This is a genomic window from Croceibacter atlanticus HTCC2559 (assembly GCF_000196315.1).
Classification (GTDB): domain Bacteria; phylum Bacteroidota; class Bacteroidia; order Flavobacteriales; family Flavobacteriaceae; genus Croceibacter; species Croceibacter atlanticus.
The window spans coordinates 2,770,123-2,792,196 of the sequence record NC_014230.1; the positions used below are offsets into that span (position 1 = coordinate 2,770,123).

19 protein-coding genes are annotated in these 22,074 nt (G+C 32.7%); 13 read left to right on the plus strand and 6 right to left on the minus strand.

Annotated elements, in window-relative coordinates; translation table 11 throughout:
• The first annotated feature begins 16 nt into the window (after positions 1–16).
• The 8 genes from CA2559_RS12610 to CA2559_RS12645 all read left to right on the plus strand — a co-directional run bounded on the left by CA2559_RS12610 (position 17) and on the right by CA2559_RS12645 (position 8,141).
• Positions 17–1,420 (plus strand): S1C family serine protease, encoded by a 1,404-nt coding sequence (locus CA2559_RS12610; RefSeq protein WP_013188295.1) that lies wholly within the window; start codon positions 17–19, stop codon positions 1,418–1,420.
• Between the two features lie 182 nt (positions 1,421–1,602).
• Positions 1,603–3,051: a glyceraldehyde-3-phosphate dehydrogenase gene (locus tag CA2559_RS12615; RefSeq protein ID WP_013188296.1), complete on the plus strand. Its 1,449-nt coding sequence runs from the start codon at positions 1,603–1,605 to the stop codon at positions 3,049–3,051.
• Between the two features lie 147 nt (positions 3,052–3,198).
• Positions 3,199–4,404 carry a DUF748 domain-containing protein gene (locus tag CA2559_RS12620; RefSeq protein WP_013188297.1) on the plus strand — a complete coding sequence of 402 codons (1,206 nt, stop codon included), beginning with the start codon at positions 3,199–3,201 and terminating at the stop codon, positions 4,402–4,404.
• Positions 4,405–4,505: 101 nt separating this feature from the next.
• Positions 4,506–5,099, plus strand: a complete 594-nt coding sequence (locus CA2559_RS12625) for a hypothetical protein (RefSeq protein WP_013188298.1) — start codon at positions 4,506–4,508, stop codon at positions 5,097–5,099.
• Between the two features lie 33 nt (positions 5,100–5,132).
• A complete protein-coding gene (locus CA2559_RS12630; RefSeq protein WP_013188299.1) occupies positions 5,133–5,582 on the plus strand; it encodes a GNAT family N-acetyltransferase in 450 nt (149 codons plus the stop codon).
• The gene (locus CA2559_RS12635) at positions 5,582–6,373 is read left to right on the plus strand and encodes an ABC transporter ATP-binding protein (RefSeq protein ID WP_013188300.1); all 792 of its coding nucleotides are present in this window, start codon (positions 5,582–5,584) and stop codon (positions 6,371–6,373) included. Before CA2559_RS12630 ends, CA2559_RS12635 begins: the two co-directional genes overlap by 1 nt.
• Entirely contained in the window at positions 6,336–7,748 is a 1,413-nt protein-coding gene (gene rmuC / locus CA2559_RS12640) for a DNA recombination protein RmuC (protein WP_013188301.1), read from the plus strand. The genes CA2559_RS12635 and rmuC overlap by 38 nt, the downstream gene beginning before the upstream one ends.
• Before the next feature lie 27 nt (positions 7,749–7,775).
• Entirely contained in the window at positions 7,776–8,141 is a 366-nt protein-coding gene (locus CA2559_RS12645) for a hypothetical protein (RefSeq protein WP_013188302.1), read from the plus strand.
• Positions 8,142–8,193: 52 nt separating this feature from the next.
• Here CA2559_RS12645 and CA2559_RS12650 read toward each other — a convergent pair whose 3' ends face one another.
• The 3 genes from CA2559_RS12650 to rpmH form a co-directional block, all read right to left on the minus strand.
• Positions 8,194–8,772: a T9SS type A sorting domain-containing protein gene (locus CA2559_RS12650; RefSeq protein ID WP_013188303.1), complete on the minus strand. Its 579-nt coding sequence runs from the start codon at positions 8,770–8,772 to the stop codon at positions 8,194–8,196.
• A gap of 70 nt (positions 8,773–8,842) precedes the next feature.
• A complete protein-coding gene (gene carB / locus CA2559_RS12655) occupies positions 8,843–11,695 on the minus strand; it encodes a carbamoyl-phosphate synthase large subunit (protein WP_013188304.1) in 2,853 nt (950 codons plus the stop codon).
• A 118-nt stretch (positions 11,696–11,813) separates the two neighbouring features.
• A complete protein-coding gene (gene rpmH, locus CA2559_RS12660; protein ID WP_013188305.1) occupies positions 11,814–11,972 on the minus strand; it encodes a 50S ribosomal protein L34 in 159 nt (52 codons plus the stop codon).
• Positions 11,973–12,229: 257 nt separating this feature from the next.
• On the opposite strand from rpmH, the gene CA2559_RS12665 reads away from it, so the two are divergent.
• From CA2559_RS12665 to CA2559_RS12675, 3 genes are all read left to right on the plus strand, one after another.
• Positions 12,230–12,745, plus strand: a complete 516-nt coding sequence (locus CA2559_RS12665; protein WP_013188306.1) for a membrane protein — start codon at positions 12,230–12,232, stop codon at positions 12,743–12,745.
• A 73-nt stretch (positions 12,746–12,818) separates the two neighbouring features.
• A complete protein-coding gene (locus CA2559_RS12670) occupies positions 12,819–13,517 on the plus strand; it encodes a TlpA family protein disulfide reductase (protein WP_013188307.1) in 699 nt (232 codons plus the stop codon).
• 125 nt (positions 13,518–13,642) lie between these two features.
• Entirely contained in the window at positions 13,643–15,463 is a 1,821-nt protein-coding gene (locus CA2559_RS12675; RefSeq protein ID WP_041241029.1) for an SLC13 family permease, read from the plus strand.
• On the opposite strand, the gene cls is transcribed toward CA2559_RS12675, so the two are convergent.
• Complete coding sequence (gene cls / locus CA2559_RS12680; RefSeq protein WP_013188310.1) at positions 15,458–16,909, minus strand: cardiolipin synthase; 1,452 nt, start codon at positions 16,907–16,909, stop codon at positions 15,458–15,460. The genes CA2559_RS12675 and cls overlap by 6 nt on opposite strands.
• 4 nt (positions 16,910–16,913) lie before the next feature.
• Entirely contained in the window at positions 16,914–17,849 is a 936-nt protein-coding gene (locus tag CA2559_RS12685; RefSeq protein WP_013188311.1) for a lytic transglycosylase domain-containing protein, read from the minus strand.
• A gap of 120 nt (positions 17,850–17,969) precedes the next feature.
• On the opposite strand from CA2559_RS12685, the gene CA2559_RS12690 reads away from it, so the two are divergent.
• The gene (locus tag CA2559_RS12690; RefSeq protein WP_013188312.1) at positions 17,970–20,456 is read left to right on the plus strand and encodes a DUF5686 and carboxypeptidase regulatory-like domain-containing protein; all 2,487 of its coding nucleotides are present in this window, start codon (positions 17,970–17,972) and stop codon (positions 20,454–20,456) included.
• Between the two features lie 7 nt (positions 20,457–20,463).
• Entirely contained in the window at positions 20,464–21,234 is a 771-nt protein-coding gene (locus CA2559_RS12695; RefSeq protein ID WP_013188313.1) for an O-methyltransferase, read from the plus strand.
• Here the strand turns inward: CA2559_RS12695 and CA2559_RS12700 are convergent, their stop codons facing one another.
• Positions 21,235–21,951 (minus strand): glycosyltransferase family 2 protein, encoded by a 717-nt coding sequence (locus CA2559_RS12700; protein ID WP_013188314.1) that lies wholly within the window; start codon positions 21,949–21,951, stop codon positions 21,235–21,237.
• Between the last annotated feature and the right edge of the window lie 123 nt (positions 21,952–22,074).

Here is a 22,074-nt window from a genome sequence, read left to right on the forward strand (position 1 = left end):
CTAAATTTTAAAACTTATGAAGAAAATTGCAAGTTTATTAGTCGTTTCTATTTTAGGTGGAGCCTTAACGCTTGGCGCCTATAAAGTATTTTTAGAAGAAGATCCTACGATAGTTGAGCAACACGCTCAAAACGACTTTAATGTTATTCCTACCAATTATACCAACACCTCTAACTTTGGTATGAATGCAGATTTTACTGCCGCTGCAGAAAACACAGTTAACGGTGTGGTACACGTTAAGAATTTAGCTGTTTTTAAACAGCCTAGAAACTTAAGAGAATATATGTTTGGTAACGCAACTGGAGAGCAAAGCAAAGCTATTAGAGGTGCAGGATCTGGAGTTATCATTACACCAGATGGTTATATAGTAACTAACAACCATGTTATTGCCGGTGCTAGTGAGGTAGATGTAACACTAAATAATAATGAAACCTATAAAGCAGAGGTTATTGGTGTAGATACAAAAGCAGACATTGCACTTATTAAAATTGACGGAAAAAACTTAGACTATATTCCTTTTGGAGACTCAGACAACGTAAAAATTGGAGAATGGGCATTAGCAGTTGGTAATCCCTTTAATCTAACATCTACTGTTACAGCTGGTATTATTAGTGCCAAAGCAAGAGATTTAGATGTTAGAGATAGTAACTATCAATCTTTCATACAAACAGATGCGGCCATAAATCCAGGAAATTCTGGCGGTGCTTTAGTTAATGTAAATGGAGAGCTAATAGGAATTAATACTGCTATAACATCACAAACCGGAAGCTATGTAGGTTATGCTTTTGCTGTACCTTCAAACAATGCCAAGAAAATTGTAGAAGACATCTTGGAATTTGGAGACGTACAAAATGCAATTTTAGGTATTAGAGGAACAAATGTAAACTCTGCCATTGCTGGAGAACTTGGTTTAGATGTAACTCAAGGATTTTACATTGGTGGTACAGAAGCTGGTAGCGGTGCAGAAAAAGCAGGACTAAAAGAAGGAGACATTATACAAATGATTGATAATGTGAAAATAAGAAAGTTTGCAGACCTCACTGGTTACGTAAGCTCTAAACGTCCTGGAGATATCGTGGCTGTAAAATTATTAAGAAACGGAAAAGAACGTAATATTAATGTTACGCTTACAAAGTATGAAGTCTTTCAGATTAAAGATGTTGGTTTAGAGGTAAGCAACGCAAATCCACAAGACCTAAAAAAGTTTGACGCTAAAAATGGAGTGAAAATTAGTAGAGCACTAACTAATGATATGGCTTATTATAATCTAGTTGGTGGGTTGCTTGTTGAAATTGACAACACTCCTGTAAATAGTGTTTCAGATGTTGAACGAATTATAAATGATAAATCATCAAATGAACCTATTATCATTACTTTAATAAATACTAAAGGAGAAAGAGAACGTTATAATTTCAGGTAACAATATTTTAATCGATTTATAAAAGCACATTTGTCTTATGATAAATGTGCTTTTATATTTTTTGCCAGATCGTAATTTCTGTTTTAGAATATTTTCATGACATAAATCTTTACGAAAACGTTTGAAACCTTTACTTTTGCACAAATTTTTAAAACCAAAATTTACACCTTAATCGTTTCAATATGAGTTTCAATACCGTTTACGAAAAAGAATTAGCATTTCAAGCAGACCGAAGACGTGCCACAGTTGAGTTTATTAAAATTGTGAGTGACCTTTGGTACGACAAGTCTATAGAGCTTGTGTTATTTAGAAACCAATTGATAGATCGCAATGTAAGCGAGATATTAAACCTTCATGAATATGCTGGAGAGTTTGTACAAAAACCTATTTCTATTTTCGATTCTGTAGAAATTGCACAAGCTATTAAGGATATGGATTTACCTCCTGCAAAATTGGATATCGGTAAATTAACATTTGAATATCATTTAGAAGATAATAAGTTTACTAATGCTACAGCCTTTGTAGCAGATAAACTTGCTAACGCAAAAGCTTACAAAGAAATAGAGCCTAAAGACGTAGTACTATATGGTTTTGGTCGTATTGGTAGGTTGTTAGCTAGAGAGTTAATGACACGTACAGCAAGCGGAAGTCAAATGAGACTTCGTGCAATTGTAACACGTGGTGAGATTACTCAAAATGTTTTAGAAAAAAGAGCATCTTTATTAAAAAGTGACTCTGTTCACGGAGATTTTGCCGGAACGGTAGCTATAGATTTAGAAAAGAAAGCACTAATAATAAATGGTACAACAGTACATATTATTTCTGCTAATGCTCCAGAAGATATAGACTATACAGAATACGGTATTAACGATGCTTTAATTATAGACAATACAGGTGCGTTTAGAGATAAAGAAGCACTTAGCAGACATTTAGTTCCTAAAGGCGCATCTAAAGTATTATTAACTGCACCAGGAAAAGGTATTCCTAATATTGTGCACGGTGTAAACCAGTTAGAAAACAATCCAGATGAATTAGATATTTTTTCTGCAGCATCTTGTACAACTAACGCTATTACACCTGTACTTAAAGCAATTGAAGATAGCTTTGGTGTTAAACAAGGACACCTAGAGACTATTCACGCTTATACAAACGACCAGAATTTAGTAGATAATATGCACAAGAAATACCGAAGAGGTCGTGCTGCTGCTTTAAACATGGTAATTACAGAAACTGGAGCAGGACAAGCTGTTTCTAAAGCTCTTCCTGTTTTCGAAGGTAAACTTACATCTAACGCAATTAGAGTACCTGTTCCTAATGGTTCTTTAGCAATCTTAAAGCTTGAGCTTAATACAGAAACATCTGTTGATGGTTTAAATGCTGTAATGAAGAAATATGCGCTAGAAGGAGATTTAGTTGAACAAATTAAATACTCTATCGATAATGAGCTTGTAAGTAGTGATATTGTTGGATCTTCTGCTCCATCAATTTATGATAGCAATGCAACAATCGTAGCAAAAGACGGTAAGAATGTGGTAATTTATGTATGGTATGATAATGAATACGGTTATAGCCATCAAGTTATAAGACTTGCAAAATATATCTCTAAAGTAAGACGCTTTAGCTATTACTAGACAATAGTTTACAATTATATTTTTTTCAAGCCAGAGCTTTTGCTCTGGCTTTTTAGTTAGATCATTTAGCTAATTAAAACCAAAATGTTTTTTATCTATACGTTAACATAGGCTAACTCATATACTTACGACCTTTGCTTTAACTAAATGAATATGACAACAGAAGCAAATAAAAAGAAGAAAAGACGACACTTAAAGAAAAAACGTCTTTGGTTACCTATAACAATTATTGTTTTATTAATTGTAGCAAGACTGCTACTACCCTACTTTGTAAAAAATTATGTAAACAAAACACTAGCAAATATTCCTGGGTATTATGGACAGGTTGAAGATATAGATATTGCGCTTTGGCGTGGTGCATATGTTATACACGGTTTATACCTAAATAAGTTAGATGGTGTAACACAAGTTCCGTTTCTAAACTTTGAAAAGACCGATATTTCTATTGAATGGGATGCAATTTTAGATGGTAAAATTGTTAGTGAAATAGAAATGACAAACCCGCACATAAATTATGTCTTTGAAGATCAGCAGGCGACGAGTGAAGATGGTGATGCAGATATAGATGATTGGACCAAGGCCTTAACAGATTTAGTCCCAATTGATGTTAACAGATTGCAAGTAACAAATGGTAAATTAGCATTTGTACAATTAGCCACAGAGCCTAATATAGATTTATACTTAGATCAAGTTAACCTAAGTGCTACAAACTTGCGAAATGTAAAAGAAAAGCAACGCATCTTACCTTCAGATGTTACTGCCAATGCGATATCAATAGGACAAGGAAAAGTAGATTTAAAAGGAAAGATAAATTTATTAAAGCAAATACCAGATATGGATATAACGCTTTCCTTAAAAGATGCAAATTTACCCGCAATAAACTCCATGACATCTGGACTTGCAGGTATCGACTTTGAAAGTGGGACTTTTGATGTTTATAGTGAATTTGCAATAGCAGACAGCTATCTTAAAGGATATGTAAAACCGTTAATAAGTGATGCAAAATATATAGGTAAAGAAGATGGCATTTTTGAAACTATCTGGGAAGGCTTTGTAAGCTTTTTCGACTTTATACTTACCAATCCTAGTACAGACAACCTAGCTACAAATGTGCCTTTTGAAGGAGATTTAAGTGCTACACAAGCAAATGTCTGGGCAACTGTATTTAATATTTTCGAAAATGCATGGTTTAATGCATTTAAAGGAGAAACAGACGGAAATATAAATTTTGAAGACACTGCAAAAGAAGCAGATAAAAATGCTGAAAAACTATCTAGAAAAGAAAGACGAGAAAAACGTAGAGCAGAACGAAAATTAAAGCGTGAAGAACGCCAAGATAATGAAGAGAATTAACAATATTCATTTAACAAAACTTTATAGTTTTAGTGCACAATACCAACAATAAGGCTAACTGCGCCACGTTGTCCTATAAACCCTAACAAAAGAAGAATAGAATGAGAATATTTATAACAGTACTACTTTTAAGCCTCGTCAGCTTTAGTTATGCTCAAGACAGCATACAAACCGACCAAAAAAATCCTATTGATGCCCAGTTTGAATCAATTATAAACGAATCTAATAATTACCAAGATTACAAGGTTGTTAAAAAGGTAAGATTAAACGAGCTTCAAAGAAATACCGAAAACCATATTAATGGACTAAATGAAGAAATTCAAAATTTAGAGAATAATATTAATTCTCAAAAAGCATCGATAGATTCTTTAGAAGAAGATCTTACAAACACCCAAAACGAATTGGCTAAAGTAAATGAAGAAAAAGGGTCTATATCATTTTTAGGAATACCTTTAGAAAAAGGAACTTACAATGGTATTGTATGGTCTATTATAGCCTTGTTGGTTGTTGGTTTAGGTTTCTTTATTATGCAGTTTAAAAATAGTAACTCACAAACACAGGTTGCAAAACAAAATTTAAAAATTGCAGAAGATGAGCTTGAAGAATTAAGACGTAAAGCTTTGGAAAAAGAACAGAAATTAGGAAGAATGCTTCAAGACGAACGTAATAAACTAACCCGCATAAAACAGTCTTAGTTTTGGTATCTTTACCTCTCTAACACTGTAAAAATGATTACCAGAAGAGCATACGTAGAAGACATTAATCAATTGGCACCATTATTTGATGCCTACCGCATATTCTACAAACAAGACAGCGACATTAAAGGTGCAAAAGCATTTTTAATGTCGCGTTTTAATTTAAAAGATTCTGTAATTTTTATAGCAATTGTAAACCAAAATATTGTTGGTTTTACACAGCTTTATCCAAGTTTTTCATCTGTTAAAATGCAGCGTACTTTTATTCTTAATGATTTATATGTTTCAGAAACACATCGTAAAAATGGTGTAGGAGAACTATTGCTAAATACTGCAAAGAAATTTTGCGAAACAGAACAGGCACGAGGATTAACTTTAGAAACAGATATTAACAATCCGGCTCAACATTTATATGAGCGATTGGGTTGGAAAAAGGATACAGATGTTCTTCACTATACTTGGGAGTTAAATAAAGAGGTGTAATGATTAAAAATAAATCAATATTAAGTGCATCTAACTTGTCTGTCGGCTATCGTTCTAAGCAGGCAGAGACAACTATTGTTTCAGATATTTCAATTTCATTTAATAAAGGAGAACTCATAGGAGTTATTGGTGTAAATGGCTCAGGAAAATCTACGCTATTAAGAACATTAAGCGGCTTACAACCACCTCTAAAAGGCGATATTTATTTAGATAATACAGCGCTTCAACATAAAAACCCAAAAGAAATAGCAAAAGCAATAAGCTTGGTTTTAACAGATCAACCTATCTCAAAAAACCTGACAGTTAAAGAATTAATTGCTCTAGGAAGACAACCCTATACCAATTGGATTGGTAAACTTTCAAATGAAGACAAGACTGCTATAAAAAAAGCTATGCAGTTGGTAGGTATTGAAGAATTAGCAGATAAATTTTGCTATGAGTTAAGTGATGGCCAGTTACAAAATGTTTTAATAGCAAGAGCACTTGCCCAAGATACCAAACTTATTATTTTAGATGAGCCCACATCTCACTTAGACATGTATCATAAAGCATATGTACTTCAATTATTAAGTAAACTGGCTAAAACAACAGGCACTTGTATTGTCTTTGCTACTCACGAAATAAATTTAGCGTTACCGCTTTGTGATAAGCTTTTATTAGTAAAAGACGGCAAGGTTAGCTTTGAGACTCCAGAATATCACATTACTAATAAACACTTAAACACATTGTTTCCAGAAGATCTTATAAGCTTCAATGAAACATCAAAACAATTCATCATTAATTCAAATTAAGTCTGTAATTTACTTGCTAACTTTACACAAAACACAAGTTATATTTATAATGGATCAAAACTTTTTTGTATTTCTCTTAGTCGGATTAATTTCTGCACTTTCTGGAGCGTATTTGGGTAATCTTTTTGCGCGCTTAAAAAATAAGTCTGAAACTAGCGCTTTACAGGAACGCATAAACCAAACAGAACACCAATTAGAACGTGTTGAGGAAAGTTTAGGGCGTACAGAAGTTGAAAAGCAAACAATACGTTCTGAAAAAGAACAACTTAATGCTACTATGCAGGTAATGAAAGTTGAGTATGATGCTCTTGAACGTAAAACCAAAGAGCAAAAAGGTGAGATGGAGCAACTTCAAGAAAAATTCACCAAAGAATTTGAAAATCTTGCCAATAAAATACTAGATGAGAAATCGACAAAATTCACCGAGCAAAACAAAACCAATATAGATATCATCTTAAAACCGCTTCAGGAAAAAATTGAAAAATTTGAAAAGCGTGTAGAAGACAGTAACAAAGAACAGTACGGAAGACATAGCGAACTAAAGGAACAAATTAAAGGCCTGTCTGAACTTAATCAACAAATGAGTAAAGATGCAGACAATCTTACAAAAGCACTTAAGGGTGATAGTAAAATTCAAGGTAATTGGGGAGAATTAATTCTTACCCGTATTTTAGAAAAATCTGGTCTCGAAAAAGATAGAGAATATACAGTACAAGATAGTCATGACAACCCTGAAGGCAGACGATTACAAACTGACGTGCTAATACATTTACCAGATGGTAAAAAAATGATTATTGACAGCAAGGTATCCTTAACAGACTTTGAACGCTTTGTTTCCTCTGAAGATGAAGATGATAAACGCAGGCATTTAAAATCACATATAGCTTCAATTAAACGTCATGTTGAACAATTAAGTGCTAAAAATTACCAATACCTTATAGATGAAAGCCCGGACACTATATTTATGTTTATTCCTATTGAGCCTGCATTTGCAATAGCATCTGCAAATGAGCCTAATTTGTATGAAATTGCTTTTGATAAGCAGGTTATAATTGTAACACCTTCAACATTATTAGCTGCATTAAGATTGGTTGATAACCTATGGCAAAATGATAGGCAAAAACAAAATGCTATTGAAATTGCAACACAAGCTGGTGCTCTATATGATAGTTTTACAAACTTGACAGATGAATTAATTAAGGTAGGAAAGCAAATTGGTACAGTACAGAACAGCTATGAAGGTGCAATGAAAAAACTTACCGGAAGAGGTAATTTAATTAAGCGTGTTGAAAAGCTGAAAAAATTAGGCGCTAAAGCAAGCAAAGCTATTGATGCCAAATTATTGAGCAGAGCAGAAGACAGTGACGAGGATTAAATTATAATAACACTGAAATTAAAACAGATGAAAAAACTATTAGGAATTATAATTGGAGGCATTTTGGCTATTGCAATTTTGTGGTATGCATTTTTATATTTTGTGCCTTATAGTGAAGGTACTCGTGCTGGTGAACTTATAAAGTTTAGCAATAAAGGAGTCATTATTAAAACTTGGGAAGGTGAGATAAGCCAAGGTATAAGTGGTGCACAGATATTCTCTTTTAGTGTATTAGATCAAGAAGAAGAGGTTATAGCAAACCTTAAAGATTTTCAAGGAGAATACGTAGAGCTAACCTATATAGAACGCTTTGGCACTATTTTCTTTTGGGGAGATTCTAAATATTTTATTACAGATGTTAAACTATCTGAATCACCTCACTTTAGAAGATAAAAAAACGCCCAAGCAATTTGCTTGGGCGTTTCTTCAATTACGTATTAAAAATTTATTTCTTCATAACTCTAAGTACAGAAGTTTCTCCACTTTCTGAAGTTACATTCACGAAATAAAGACCATTTTGTAAACCTCCCATTTTAATGTTGGTCATATTTACACTACCTGCTTGAGTAGTTAACACCTTTTTACCTAACATTGAGAACACCTCAATTTTAGAAATCTTTAATAAAGATGTTATTGTTAACTCATCTTGAACCGGATTAGGATAAGAATTAAGGTTTAATCTAAATTTATCTTGTGTGCTTAAAGTTTCAACAACGGTTATTGTTCCGTTCATACTTGAAGGGTGAATAGTACAACGATAATCGTTAGTCCCTAATTCATCAAACAAAACACTAAACACAAAATCACTATCGCTAGTTTGCTGGCTTTGAAAAGATTGTTGAGATCCTGCATCTGAGACTACATCGTGAAAACCTCCATTCCAATCCCACTCTACCGTATCACCTAACTCAACAGTTAGAGATGCATTATCTCCAACAGATGTATTCCATTGAATAGTATAAGTAGTTTGCGCTGAAATTTGAAATGCAGCAAAAACTAAAAGAATAAGTAGATATTTTTTCATAAGCTTAAATAATATATTGTACGGATATAAAATTAATTAAATTTTAACACTTTTCATACAATAATTAGATTTATTTACTCAAATACATCTTTCTTCTAGAATATAGGTCATAAAATTGATCATCTCTTAAACTATCAATAAACAAGATGCTTTCTCCTGTACTCTTCATTTCTGGTCCCAATTGCTTGTTCACGTTATGAAATTTATTAAAAGAGAATACAGGTTGCTTTATGGCATAACCTTCTAAATGAGGTTTAAAATCAAAGTCTGTTACCTTTTTAGCACCCAACATAACTTTAGTTGCATAGTTTACGTATGGCTCACCATATGCCTTTGCAATAAAAGGAACAGTACGAGATGCTCTAGGATTTGCTTCAATAATATAAACCTTATCTTCTTTTACTGCAAACTGAATGTTTATTAAACCTACTGTATTTAATGCTAAAGCAATTTTCTTAGTGTGATCCTTTATTTGCTCTAATACCAAATCTCCTAAATTAAAAGGTGGTAGTGTTGCGTTAGAATCTCCAGAGTGAATACCACAAGGTTCAATATGTTCCATTATTCCAATAATGTATACATTCTCACCATCACAAATAGCATCTGCTTCTGCTTCTATGGCACCGTCTAGATAATGGTCTAAAAGTAATTTATTGTTAGGTATTTTTCTAAGCAAATCAACTACGTGCTCTTCTAATTCTTGTTTGTTAATTACAATCTTCATGCCTTGTCCTCCAAGTACATAAGATGGTCTTACCAAGATTGGAAAATCTAATTTATCTGCTACTGCTAAAGCTTCATCTGCTGTCTCTGCAACATCAAATTCTGGATAAGGGATATTATTTTCTTGTAATAATTTAGAGAAGCTTCCTCTATCTTCTGCCAAGTCTAAGGCTTGATAAGTAGTTCCCATTATTTTTATTCCGTAGCGGTCTAGTTTCTCAGCTAGCTTTAACGCAGTCTGACCACCTAGTTGCACGATTACTCCTTCTGGCTTTTCATGACGAATAATGTCATAAATATGCTCCCAGAATACAGGTTCAAAATACAGTTTATCTGCTATATCAAAATCTGTTGAAACAGTTTCTGGGTTACAGTTTATCATTATGGTTTCATAACCGCACTCGCTTGCAGCAAGAACACCGTGTACACAACAATAATCAAACTCAATACCTTGCCCAATTCTGTTTGGTCCAGAACCAAGAACTATAATTTTCTTTTTATCGCTTACTACACTTTCATTATCTACATAAACGGTACCATCTGCTTTTTCAATTGGCGCCTCAAACGTAGAGTAATAATATGGTGTTTGTGCTTTAAACTCTGCAGCACAAGTATCAACTAATTTATAAACTCTGTTTATATTTAACTCGTCACGCTTGTTGTATACTTGACTTTCCAAGCAACCTAACATATGTGCTATTTGACGGTCTCCATATCCTTTTTGCTTTGCTTCTAAAAGTAGTTCTTTAGGTAGCGTATCAATTTTATATGTAGAAATTTCCTTTTCTAAGAAATATAACTCCTCATATTGTTTAAGGAACCACATATCTATCTTAGTAATTTCTTGAATTCTGCTTAACGGAATTCCTAATTGTATTGCATCATAAATTACAAAAACACGATCCCAACTTGCATAGGTAAGTTTCTGTATAATCTGATCATAATCTTTATAACCTTTACCATCTGCACCTAATCCGTTTCTTTTAATTTCTAGAGATTGAGTGGCTTTATGTAACGCTTCTTGAAAAGAACGCCCTATTCCCATAACCTCACCAACAGACTTCATCTGAAGTCCAAGTGTACGGTCTGATCCTTCGAACTTATCAAAATTCCAACGTGGAATTTTCACAATCACATAATCTAATGTCGGTTCAAATAATGCAGATGTTGTTTTGGTAATTTGGTTATCTAATTCATCTAAATGATAACCAATAGCTAATTTTGCAGCAATTTTTGCAATAGGATATCCTGTTGCTTTAGATGCTAACGCAGATGAACGTGATACACGAGGATTTATCTCAATTGCTATAATGTCTTCATTTTCATCTGGACTTACTGCAAATTGTACATTACAACCTCCTGCAAAATCTCCAATACTACGCATCATATGTATAGCCATATCACGCATTTTCTGGAAAGTTTTATCACTTAAAGTCATTGCTGGCGCTACAGTAATAGAGTCTCCAGTATGGATACCGATAGCATCCATATTTTCAATAGTACAAATAATAACAACGTTGTTATTATGATCTCTTAAAAGCTCTAGTTCATATTCTTTCCAGCCTATTAAAGCCTTGTCTATCATCACCTCATGAATTGGAGATGCCTCTAGACCACGCGTTAACATTTCATCAAAATCTTCTTCTTTGTATACAAAAGAAGCGCCTGCACCACCTAAGGTAAATGATGATCTAATAATTAATGGAAAACCAAATTCTTGTGCTATTTCTTTTCCTTGAAGGTAAGACGTCGCTGTTTTTTGAGGCGCCATTGGCACGCCAATGTCTATCATTAACTCTCTAAACTTCTCACGGTCTTCGGTGATATTAATAGCGTCTATATTTACACCAATAATTTTTACATCAAAGTCTTCCCAAATTCCTTTTTCGTCTGCTTCAATACATAAGTTTAAAGCAGTTTGTCCACCCATTGTAGGCAACACAGCATCAATTTGAGGGTGTTCTTTTAAAATCTGAATGATAGATTTTGTTGTTAATGGTTTCAGGTACACATGATCGGCCATAGACGGATCGGTCATGATGGTTGCAGGATTAGAGTTTATAAGAATGGTCTCTATGCCGTCTTCTCTTAAAGAGCGTAGGGCTTGCGTTCCTGAATAATCAAACTCACAGGCTTGTCCAATAATAATAGGTCCAGATCCTATGATAAGTATACTTTTAAGGCTTGTGTTCTTTGGCATTGTATTGATTTATAAGGTGGTATAAATTTAAGCTTTCTTACCAGACTATTGGGTATAAAAAAAGGCGTTACTTTAAAAAAGCAACGCCTTGATATTTTTAAACTAAAGGCATAATACCTTAGTGTTTGTGTCTCATCTCAGATGATACTGATAGTTTCTTACGTCCTTTTGCTCTTCTTCTAGCAAGAACTTTTCTACCATTTACAGAAGCCATACGCTCTCTGAAACCGTGTTTGTTCTTTCTTTTTCTCTTAGATGGTTGAAACGTTCTTTTCATCGTAGTATAATCTTTATCTTTAAACTTCCGTTAGGAATTATCTCTTTTCAAAACTGCGTGCAAATATACAATATTATTTCGCTTCAGCAAGCCTCAATATCATTTTTTTAAACTTTTTTACACGAGTATAAAATTCTATTCAAATTTAAGGTTTTCAATAAGAAATCTTGTTAAAAAGAGCATTGTATTTGTAAGCATCAGCCTTAATAAAAGATATGAAATGTTATCTTTGCAATCTTAAAATTTAAATATAAGCAATGTTCAATAAAAACATTAAACTCGTTATAGCAGCTGCAATTGTAGCTTGGGCAATTTGGCAAATGGTTGAAGGCAATATTGGTAATGGTATACTATTAATCTTACTTGCTGGTATTTTTGTGTTCTTATATTTTAAAAATGAAATGATTCTGCTAGCATTTTTAAGGTTACGTAAGCAAGATTTTCCTGGCGCTAAAAAATGGTTAGATAAAATAAAGAATCCTGAAGCTGCTCTTGTAAAGAAACAACAAGGTTATTTTCATTACCTACATGGGTTAATGATTTCTCAAACTAATATTACAAAAGCAGAAAAGTATTTTAAGAAAGCAATAAAACTTGGTTTATCTATGGATCAAGATTTAGCTATGGCAAAATTAAATCTTGCAGGAATAGCTATGACTAAACGCCGTAAGCGAGAAGCACAACTGTTAATGACAGAAGCTAAGAAACTAGACAAACACGGTATGCTTGCTGAACAACTTAAAATGATGAAACAGCAAATGAAACGCATCTAATTATTGCGTTTCTTATTTTAAAATTTTGTTAAGATGTTTATATATCATAGTTTTATGCTATAAAACCTAGTATATGAACAGAGCATTACTTTATGTATTGATAATTTTATGCTCACATTTTATTGCCGCTTCTCAGACTAGAAACAATTTATTTTCTGAAGCTATTGCTACTCACCTCACCAAATACAACAAGAAAATAAACAAAGCCTACGAAGCTAAAGATTACGAGCGCGCAGAGTTTATGTTTGACTCTCTTGTTAAACATCATTTACGCGGTACTTATCTAGATAATTTTAAGGTAGACTGTCTTGCTAAAAGTATAGATTGCTTTGATGATTATAAGAAGCCTATGTTTTTAGTTACATATGCCTCTTGGTGTGTCCCTACAGAAGGTGAAATTCCTGCTATAAATGAACTTGCCAAAAAATATAAGAAAGACATAGACTTTGTTGTCCTATTTTGGGATAAGAAAACTAATGTTAGAAAGTCTTCAAAAAAATATAATAAACATGTAGATATTTTATATGTAGATGAGCTGGAAAACTCCAACGACAATATTGTAAAGAAGATGAAACACTCTTTGGGCTTTCCTACTTCTTTTTATTTAGGATCTGATAAAAAGATAATCGACATTAAGAGAACTGTATTTCATCCGCTTCATATTAGTTATTCAGAATCTTATAACCTAAACTACAACACAATTTCGCAAGGTTTGTCTTTATTACTTTCTGAAGAAGCTAAAAAACAAGACCAACCACTTTATGGGTATTAACCTTTAAAGCAACCCATTCCCTTATTAAGCTAATACTACTTAGTTAAATCATAAATTTATTATAATGACCTAACAACTAATTGAGATACCATGTATTTTTAATAGGTATTTAAATAAGGGGTTTAGTGGAGTTAGACATTATCTTAGTATTCAGCATCATATTTATTACTATAGTATTATTTGTAACAGAATACTTTACTGTAGATAAAATTGCGTTTTTCTTAATTGCCTCTCTTACGCTGTTACAACTCGTTTCTCCAGAAGAAGCTATTAGTGGCTTTTCTAATTCTGCCACCATTACAGTACTATGCTTAATGATAGTTGCCATTGGTTTAGAAGAAAATGGCGTTATAAAATGGCTAAGCGAAGGCCTAAAAAAACTTAGCATACTACCGTTAATTTTAATAGCCCCAATATTTATGGTGGTTACCGCTGGAATTTCAGCATTTATAAGTACAACAGCAGTAGTTATAATCTTTATTAAGATTGTGTTCCAGCTATCCGAACGTTTTAAAATACCATCAGGAAAACTACTCATGCCAATTTCTTTTGCAGGAATTTTAGGTGGTAGCTGCACCCTAATGGGAACCTCAACAAACTTAATTGTAAATAGTTTAGCTCAAGAATATGGCGCAGAACGCTTGGGCTTTTTTGAGTTTGCTATTTATGGTTTATGTTTTTTAGTGATAGGTATTGTGTATATGGTGTTTGCTTCAAAATTTTTACCGAAAACAAAACCCGAAGAAATAGACTCCGAATACGGTCTAGATTCTCTAGTGGCAACTGTTGAAATTGCTCCAGATTCTAAATTGATTGGCAAACGTATTGAGGACACTATCTTTTATGGTGATAAAGATCTTTCTGTCTTAAAATTAATACGAGAAGACAATGTTATAAATGAACCTGGAAGGTATATATCCCTAAGAGAAGAAGACAAATTAATTGTGATGTGCGATTTTGAAAATCTTGTAAAATTATCTGAACAAGAGGAATTTATAATCCACGATAGCAAATTAAAAACCACAGAAAAAACAAATGAAGACAACCAGGACAAAGCAGAACTAAATAAACCGAAAACAACCTATGCAGAGCTTTTGTTATTACCTGGTTCAATTTTATTGGGAAAAACGCTAACGGACCTAAGAAATTATTCACTTAGAGGTGCAACACCAATAGCTATTAAAAAACGTAAAAACTTAAGAAATACAAAGGAGCGCCTTATAAGAAAGGACTTTAATGATATAAATTTAAAACCAGGCGACCGTATACTTATTGAAACATCAGACAAATCGCTTTCTGAGATAGATACTATTGAAAATGTTGCTGTTATAGATAGACATGATTTTGTAAACAGCGCTTCAAAACAAAAAAGAATAACAGCATTTATAATTTTCTTATTAGTTGTGGGCTTAGCTGCATCTGGTGTTCTTACAATTTTAGCTAGTGCTATTACTGGTGTTGCACTAATGCTGGGAACAAAATGTCTTGACTTAAATAATACCTATAAAAAAATTGACTGGCAGATTATCTTTCTTCTAGCAGGTATGATTCCGCTTGGTGTTGCTATGAGCAATAGTGGTGCAGATATGTGGATTTCTGAAAACCTTATAGCTATAATGGTTGGGAAAGGCGATGTATTTGTACTTGGCCTTATTTTTCTTGTCACTATGTTATTAAGTGGTACAATCTCCAATAATGCCACAGCAATTATCATGTTACCTATTGCAATTTCTGTTGCCAATGGCTTAGGCTTATCTCTAAAACCTTTTATTCTTGCTATTATGTTTGCTGCTAATTTTAGTTTTTTCACGCCCGTTGGTTACCAAACAAACACACTAATTTACGGTTTAGGTATTTATAAGTTTAAGCACTTCTTAATTGTTGGAGGTATTCTTTCTGTAATATTATGGGTGTGCGCTACTTTACTTCTATCTACATTATTATAAGAGTGGAGCCCAAAGACGATTAAATGATTCTTTAAGTTTTTCTGAAAGTGCTCTGTCACGCCACTGCTCAAGAATTAACTCTTCTGTATCTTCCAAATCTCTCTCAAACATCTCTGTCATTTGCTTACCAAAGTCATCATTGAAGAGTAAAGCATTTATCTCAAAGTTTATATTAAAGCTTCTATAGTCCATATTACTTGTTCCTATACTGCTTAATTGCTCGTCGATAACAATGGTTTTGGCATGCACCATACCTTTGCAATAACAGAATACTCTAATTCCAGATTCTAAAAGTTCTTCTATATAAGAATAGGTTGCATATTTAGCTGCAAAAGAATCGCCTTCTTTAGGAATTATTATCTGTACATCTACTCCACTTCTACTCGCTGTTTTTAAAGCCGTAAGAATTTGATCATTAGGTATAAAATATGGTGTTGTAATTTTTATACTTTTTTGAGCATTATTTATAGCCATAAAAATAGCTTCCATAATATATGGCCATCTTGAATCTGGACCACTAGCAACGATCTGTATTGGCAAATTTGCCTTAAAGTTTACAGATGGAAAGTATTTCTCCTCTATATCTATTTCTTGATCTGTCACAAAACTCCAATTTAACAGAAACTGTGACTGTAAGGACTTTACAGCATCGCCTTCAATTTTTAAATGGGTGTCTCTCCAGTATACATCATTCTGCCCGTTACAATACTCGTCTGAAATATTTACGCCTCCCAAAAAACCTACAACACCATCAATAACTGTAATTTTTCTATGATCCCTATAGTTTAGTTTTCTAGTTAGGTTAGGAAACCAAACCGGCATAAATGGGTGTATTTCTACACCACAGCTTTTTAACTGCTCTACATTTGGAGATTTTAATTGATTACCAACGTAATCATACATGACTTTAACACTTACTCCTTCATTAGCCTTGTCGCAAAGTATATTTATAAGTTGTTTCCCTATCTTATCTGCAGAAAAGATATAGTACTCTAAATGTATATGATCTTTAGCTTGTCTTAAAGCTTCAAAAATAGCATCGAAGGTGTTATTACCGTTAATTAACAGTTCTACTTTATTATTATATGTAAGTGGCTTTCTTGGTTTGTTTTGAATGAGTTTTATAAGCTTAGACTGCTTTTCTATAATATCATTTTTCTCTCCTTCAATATCTGTATCATCTACTAAAAGGCGCTTTTCCCATTTTTTAAGAATAGAGTTACTCATAACTTTTTTCTTATCAAACAGTTTTTCCTTTCTGTACTCTTGACCAAAAAAATAGTAGACAAAGATGCCTACAAACGGCAACACAATTAATATTAGGAAATAAGATAACGTCCTAGAAGGATTACGGTTATGCAGCAAGACAAAAAATGCTGTAACCAAAGCCACAGCATAATTTACTATTAATAAAATAATCCAAATGTTATCTTGTATGTATTGCATATAGTTAAGGCGTTGTATAGTATCCTTCTTCTGGAATATCTATAGAGTATTTTTTACGAGAAGAATTATTTAAGTGTTTCTCTCTAAGCCAAGGATTGTGAATCTTTAAGATTTTGTAGTTTATACCAAAACCTTCAGCAAATTTTGTAAAATCTGAAACTGCAGTATCTACTGAAACTTTGTACGTAGGCACTTCTGTATAAAGATCTTTTTCTTGAAAATTGAAACCATATTTTCCTGGGTTGCTTAAAATTTCTTTCAATGCTAAAATTCTAAAAACGTAACGTCCAGTTTCTTCACCAAGTAATAAGTCATAATAACCATTTACATTTTGACGCTCCATTTCTCTAGAAACACCATAATTACCTGCATTATATGCTGCAGCTGCAAGTGTCCAAGATCCAAAACGTTCTTTAGATGCTTTTAAATATTTACACGCAGCTCTTGTAGATTTTTCTATATGGTAACGTTCATCTACATTATCATTTACTTCTAAACCGTATTCTTTACCTGTTTCTTTTAAAATTTGCCAGAACCCTGTTGCTCTAGCAGGAGAAACAGCCTGTGTTAATCCACTTTCTATCACTGCCAAGTACTTTAAATCTTCTGGCACACCTTCTTCTTTTAATATTGGTTCTATTATAGGAAAGTATTTATTAGCTCTTTTAAAAAGTAAAAGACCGTTAGACTGCCAATAGGTATTTACTAAAAGTTCTCTATCCATACGCTCCTTAATATCTGGATTTTGAACCGGAACAGGTTCTCCCGCAAAATTTAAATTATCTGGAAGTGGTAGAGCGTATACATTATAATCATTTACAACTTTTACTTCTGTATTTTCATTCTTAGGAGCTGTAGGCGCATCTTGAACAGCTTGTATACTTACACCAATTACTGCTATTACTCCTATTCCTGTTAAAATTGATTTTAAAATCTTCATCTGCTTACTTTTTTTGATAAAATTAATGATAATTAAGCACAATAGTACATTAGCACTTGTGTTAATGTCTATTAATTTTTAAGTCTATTTATGCTATTTTCGTGACTTATAATCTGTACTATGAAACTATATACCTCTTTTTTATTTTTATTGCTATACACGGTAGCTTCTTCTCAGATTATTGGTAAAGTTACAGATGCCAGGAGCGAGCCACTTCCTTTTGTAAATATTTATATCGATAACTCCAGTACAGGCACAACTACCAATAAAGATGGTAATTATGAATTAAATATAGATGCTCTTGGTACATATACCATAAGTTTTCAATTTATAGGATATACTCCAGAAAAGAAAACTGTACAAGTTTCTAAACTGCCATATATTTTAAATGCTACATTACAGGAAGAAACTACAAGTTTAGATGAAGTTGTTTTAAACTCTGGTGAAAATCCTGCCTATAGGATTATTCGAGAAGCTATAGCAAACAGGAAAACAAACCTTGCTAAAACAAATGAATTTACTGCCGATTTTTATTCCAGAGGCTTATGGCGAATTGAAGATGCTCCAGAAAAAATACTTGGTCAGGAAATTGGTGATTTTAATGGTGGCTTAGACTCTACAAGACAAGGCGTTATTTACTTAAGTGAAACCATTAGTGAAATTAAATATAAAGCTCCAGATAATTTTAAGGAAAATATTGTGGCCTCTATTGTAAGTGGAGATGACAATGGATTTAGTTTAAACACTGCTCAAGAAAGTAATATTTCTTTTTATAACAATACTATAAATCTTAACACACAAGTAATTTCACCAATTGCAGACTATGCTTTTAACTATTACGACTACAAGCTAGTTGGTGTATTTTATGACGATTTAGGACATTTAATTAATAAAATAGAAGTTATCCCAAAACGCCAAAATGATCCTGTATTTTCTGGGTTAATTTATATTTCTGAAGATACTTATGAAATTTATGGTACAGCATTAAATATTACAGGAAAAGCAATTCAAATTCCTTTTATTGAAACCCTTGTGTTTACACAAAATTTTAAATATTCCACTATTGATTCACTTTGGTTAAGAACGTCTCAAGTAGTCGATTTTAGTTTTGCTTTTTTTGGGGTTAAAGGAAATGGAAGGTTTACCGCTGTTTATAGTAATTATGATTTTTCACCTCAATTTGATTCTAAAACATTTGGTAGTGAAATATTAACATATGAATCTGAAGCTAACAAAAAGGATTCGATTTTCTGGAAAGGTGTAAGACCAGTACCGCTTACAGATGAAGAACTAACAGATTACATTAAAAAAGACAGCATACAAGAAATACGTGGTTCAAAAACCTATTTAGACTCTGTAGATCGAGCAGAAAACCGTTTTAAAGTTTCAGATGTACTTTTTGGCTATCACTATAAGAATTCGTTCAAAAAATATGATTTTGATATAAGTGCTCCAATAACAAATATACACTACAATACAGTGCAAGGTTGGAATGGCTCACTCACTGCTAGCTTTCAAAAAAATCAAGAGGAATTTAATCGAAAATATTGGCGTTTGTATACAACTGGTAATTATGGTACATCAGATGAGAAACTTAGGTTAAAAGCAGGATATCAACAAAAATTTAATAATACATCGAGACCTATTCTTTCACTTGAAGCAGGAACAGAGACACAACAGATAAACTCCGAAGAGCCTATTAAACTTATAGTAAATGATGTTGCTAGTCTTTTCTTTGAACGCAATTATTTAAAAACATATGAAAGGCAATATGCACAAATTGGTTATTCTCAAGAATTAATTAATGGATTAAGATTTTATGGAGGCGCTAGTTATGAACGTAGAATACCTCTATTTAATACTACAGACCAAACATTTTACCCAAGAGAAGATGAGCAATTTACAAGTAACAATCCATTACAACCTTTAAATGAAGATTCCGCTCCATTTGTTGAACATAATATTGTAAAAGCAAGCCTTAATGCCCAACTAGTTTTTGGACAGAAATACTACAGCTATCCTGATGGCAAATACAATACTAGACCAGACAAATATCCCGTTTTGTTTCTTGGCTACGAAGGTGGTTATGGAGCTACTGTAAGTGATTATAATTTTCATCATCTTAAAGCCAGACTTGCACAAGCTTTTAATATTGGAAATAAAGGTAGATTTGGATATAACCTAAGAACAGGTACATTTTTAAATGGTGAAGCTATTAGTTATTTAGATTTTAAACATTTTAATGGTAACCAAACAAGAATAGGTACCAGTAATACATATCTTAATAATTTTAACCTATTACCATATTATGCTTTAAGCACTAATGATACATATTTTGAAGGTCACTTAGAGCACGATTTTAAAGGCTATATTTTAAATAAAATACCTTTAGTAAACACATTGGGCTTTAGCTTGGTACTAGGCGCGCACACACTAAATACAACTCAAAATAAACCTTATACAGAATACTCTGTTGGGTTTGATAATGTTGGTTTCGGGAAATTTCGTTTTTTTCGGGTAGATTACGTTACTAGCAATATAAATGGTAATAAAGAAAGTGCCTTTATCTTTGGACTTAAAGTTTTAAATTTATTGGGAATAGACTAGCGTTTTTATGATACACCAATCTAAATCTTACTTAAAGTTTCTAAGAACATCTAGAAATCAGCACGGCGTTCATTCACCATTTGTGTATCAATTAGTAACACAATGCTTTTATAAACGCCAACAGCATACAGCTTATGAAATTATAAAGTCTTACAAAAAGCGTATTCGAAAGAATAAGGCAACTATAAGCGTTTCAGATTTAGGTTCAGGATCTCGCATATTTAAATCTTCAGAGCGTAAGGTTTCTAAAATAGGAAAGTTTGCAGGTACAAAATTAAAACGCGCCAAACTTTTAAACAGGATAGTTAGATATCTCAATATTTTAAAAGCATTGGAGTTAGGCACATCAGTTGGCTTAGGTTCTGTTGCTATTGCAGCAGGAAATGAAAATACATCTGTATTAACTATTGAAGGTTGCCCAGAAACTGCCAAACTAGCGAAAGACAATTTTAACAGCTTTAACTTTGAGAACATAGAGTTAATAAATGGTGAGTTTGATAACGTGTTACCAAAACTACAATCCACATTCGATTTAGTTTTTATTGACGGCAACCATACCAAAAATGCTACACTACGTTATTTTGAAGCACTTTTACCGCTAAGCCACAACGACACTGTATTTATTTTTGATGATATTTATCTTAATAAAGATATGACAAAGGCTTGGGAGCTTATCAAAAATCATGAAAGCGTTACAGTAACTATAGATACGTTTAAGTGGGGATTTGTATTTTTAAGAAAAGAGCAAGCTAAGGAGCATTTTGTAATAAGGGTGTAACTATCTAGCCCAAATATTATACTTCAAAATGCACCACAATGCTCTTATACCATCCTTCCAATTTATCTTTTTACCTTCTTCATAAGTTCTTCCGTAATAGGAAATTCCAACCTCATAAATTCTAACCTTAGGAATTCTAGAGATTTTAGCGGTAACCTCAGGCTCAAATCCAAATCGTCTTTCTTTCAGTGTTAAAGATTTGAGCATATCTGCTCTAAAGAGTTTATAGCAAGTTTCCATATCTGTTAAATTAAGATTGGTAAACATATTGCTTAAAAATGTAAGAAATTTATTACCTATTGTATGCCAAAAAAACAAGATTCTATGCGGATTACCACCCATAAATCTAGAACCGTATACAACATCTGCATTACCATTTAATATAGGCTTAAGTAATTTATTATACTCTTCTGGATCGTACTCTAAATCTGCATCTTGTATAATGATAAAATCACCATTAGCCATTTCAATTCCTTTATGAAGCGCTGCACCTTTCCCCATATTTTTAGGTTGGCTGAAGAATTGAAATTTTGTCTGCGGGTTGTTCTCTATAAATTCTTGTATCTTAATAGAAGTATCATCTGTAGAAAAATCATTCACTATTACAATTTCTCTATCTAAGCCTTCCGGAAGAGATACATTAACAAGAACTTTTAAAATTATATCTATGGTGGCAGATTCGTTGTAAGCTGGTACAACTATAGAGAGTGTATTCAAAATTGGCTAAGTTTTACAATTGCTAAAGTAAGTGTTTTTTTAGTAATAGTTAAACACCTCATTTAAAGATAAGTGTAACATATTTAAATTAGGCACGTCTATTAATTACTACCAAAACCCAAC

Coding starts and splice junctions, on each gene's coding strand:
- CA2559_RS12610 (WP_013188295.1), top strand. CDS start 17: ATGAAGAAAATTGCAAGTTTATTAGTCGTTTCTATTTTAGGTGGAGCC.
- CA2559_RS12615 (WP_013188296.1), top strand. CDS start 1,603: ATGAGTTTCAATACCGTTTACGAAAAAGAATTAGCATTTCAAGCAGAC.
- CA2559_RS12620 (WP_013188297.1), top strand. CDS start 3,199: ATGAATATGACAACAGAAGCAAATAAAAAGAAGAAAAGACGACACTTA.
- CA2559_RS12625 (WP_013188298.1), top strand. CDS start 4,506: ATGAGAATATTTATAACAGTACTACTTTTAAGCCTCGTCAGCTTTAGT.
- CA2559_RS12630 (WP_013188299.1), top strand. CDS start 5,133: ATGATTACCAGAAGAGCATACGTAGAAGACATTAATCAATTGGCACCA.
- CA2559_RS12635 (WP_013188300.1), top strand. CDS start 5,582: ATGATTAAAAATAAATCAATATTAAGTGCATCTAACTTGTCTGTCGGC.
- rmuC (WP_013188301.1), top strand. CDS start 6,336: ATGAAACATCAAAACAATTCATCATTAATTCAAATTAAGTCTGTAATT.
- CA2559_RS12645 (WP_013188302.1), top strand. CDS start 7,776: ATGAAAAAACTATTAGGAATTATAATTGGAGGCATTTTGGCTATTGCA.
- CA2559_RS12650 (WP_013188303.1), bottom strand. CDS start 8,772: ATGAAAAAATATCTACTTATTCTTTTAGTTTTTGCTGCATTTCAAATT.
- carB (WP_013188304.1), bottom strand. CDS start 11,695: ATGCCAAAGAACACAAGCCTTAAAAGTATACTTATCATAGGATCTGGA.
- rpmH (WP_013188305.1), bottom strand. CDS start 11,972: ATGAAAAGAACGTTTCAACCATCTAAGAGAAAAAGAAAGAACAAACAC.
- CA2559_RS12665 (WP_013188306.1), top strand. CDS start 12,230: ATGTTCAATAAAAACATTAAACTCGTTATAGCAGCTGCAATTGTAGCT.
- CA2559_RS12670 (WP_013188307.1), top strand. CDS start 12,819: ATGAACAGAGCATTACTTTATGTATTGATAATTTTATGCTCACATTTT.
- cls (WP_013188310.1), bottom strand. CDS start 16,909: ATGCAATACATACAAGATAACATTTGGATTATTTTATTAATAGTAAAT.
- CA2559_RS12685 (WP_013188311.1), bottom strand. CDS start 17,849: ATGAAGATTTTAAAATCAATTTTAACAGGAATAGGAGTAATAGCAGTA.
- CA2559_RS12690 (WP_013188312.1), top strand. CDS start 17,970: ATGAAACTATATACCTCTTTTTTATTTTTATTGCTATACACGGTAGCT.
- CA2559_RS12695 (WP_013188313.1), top strand. CDS start 20,464: ATGATACACCAATCTAAATCTTACTTAAAGTTTCTAAGAACATCTAGA.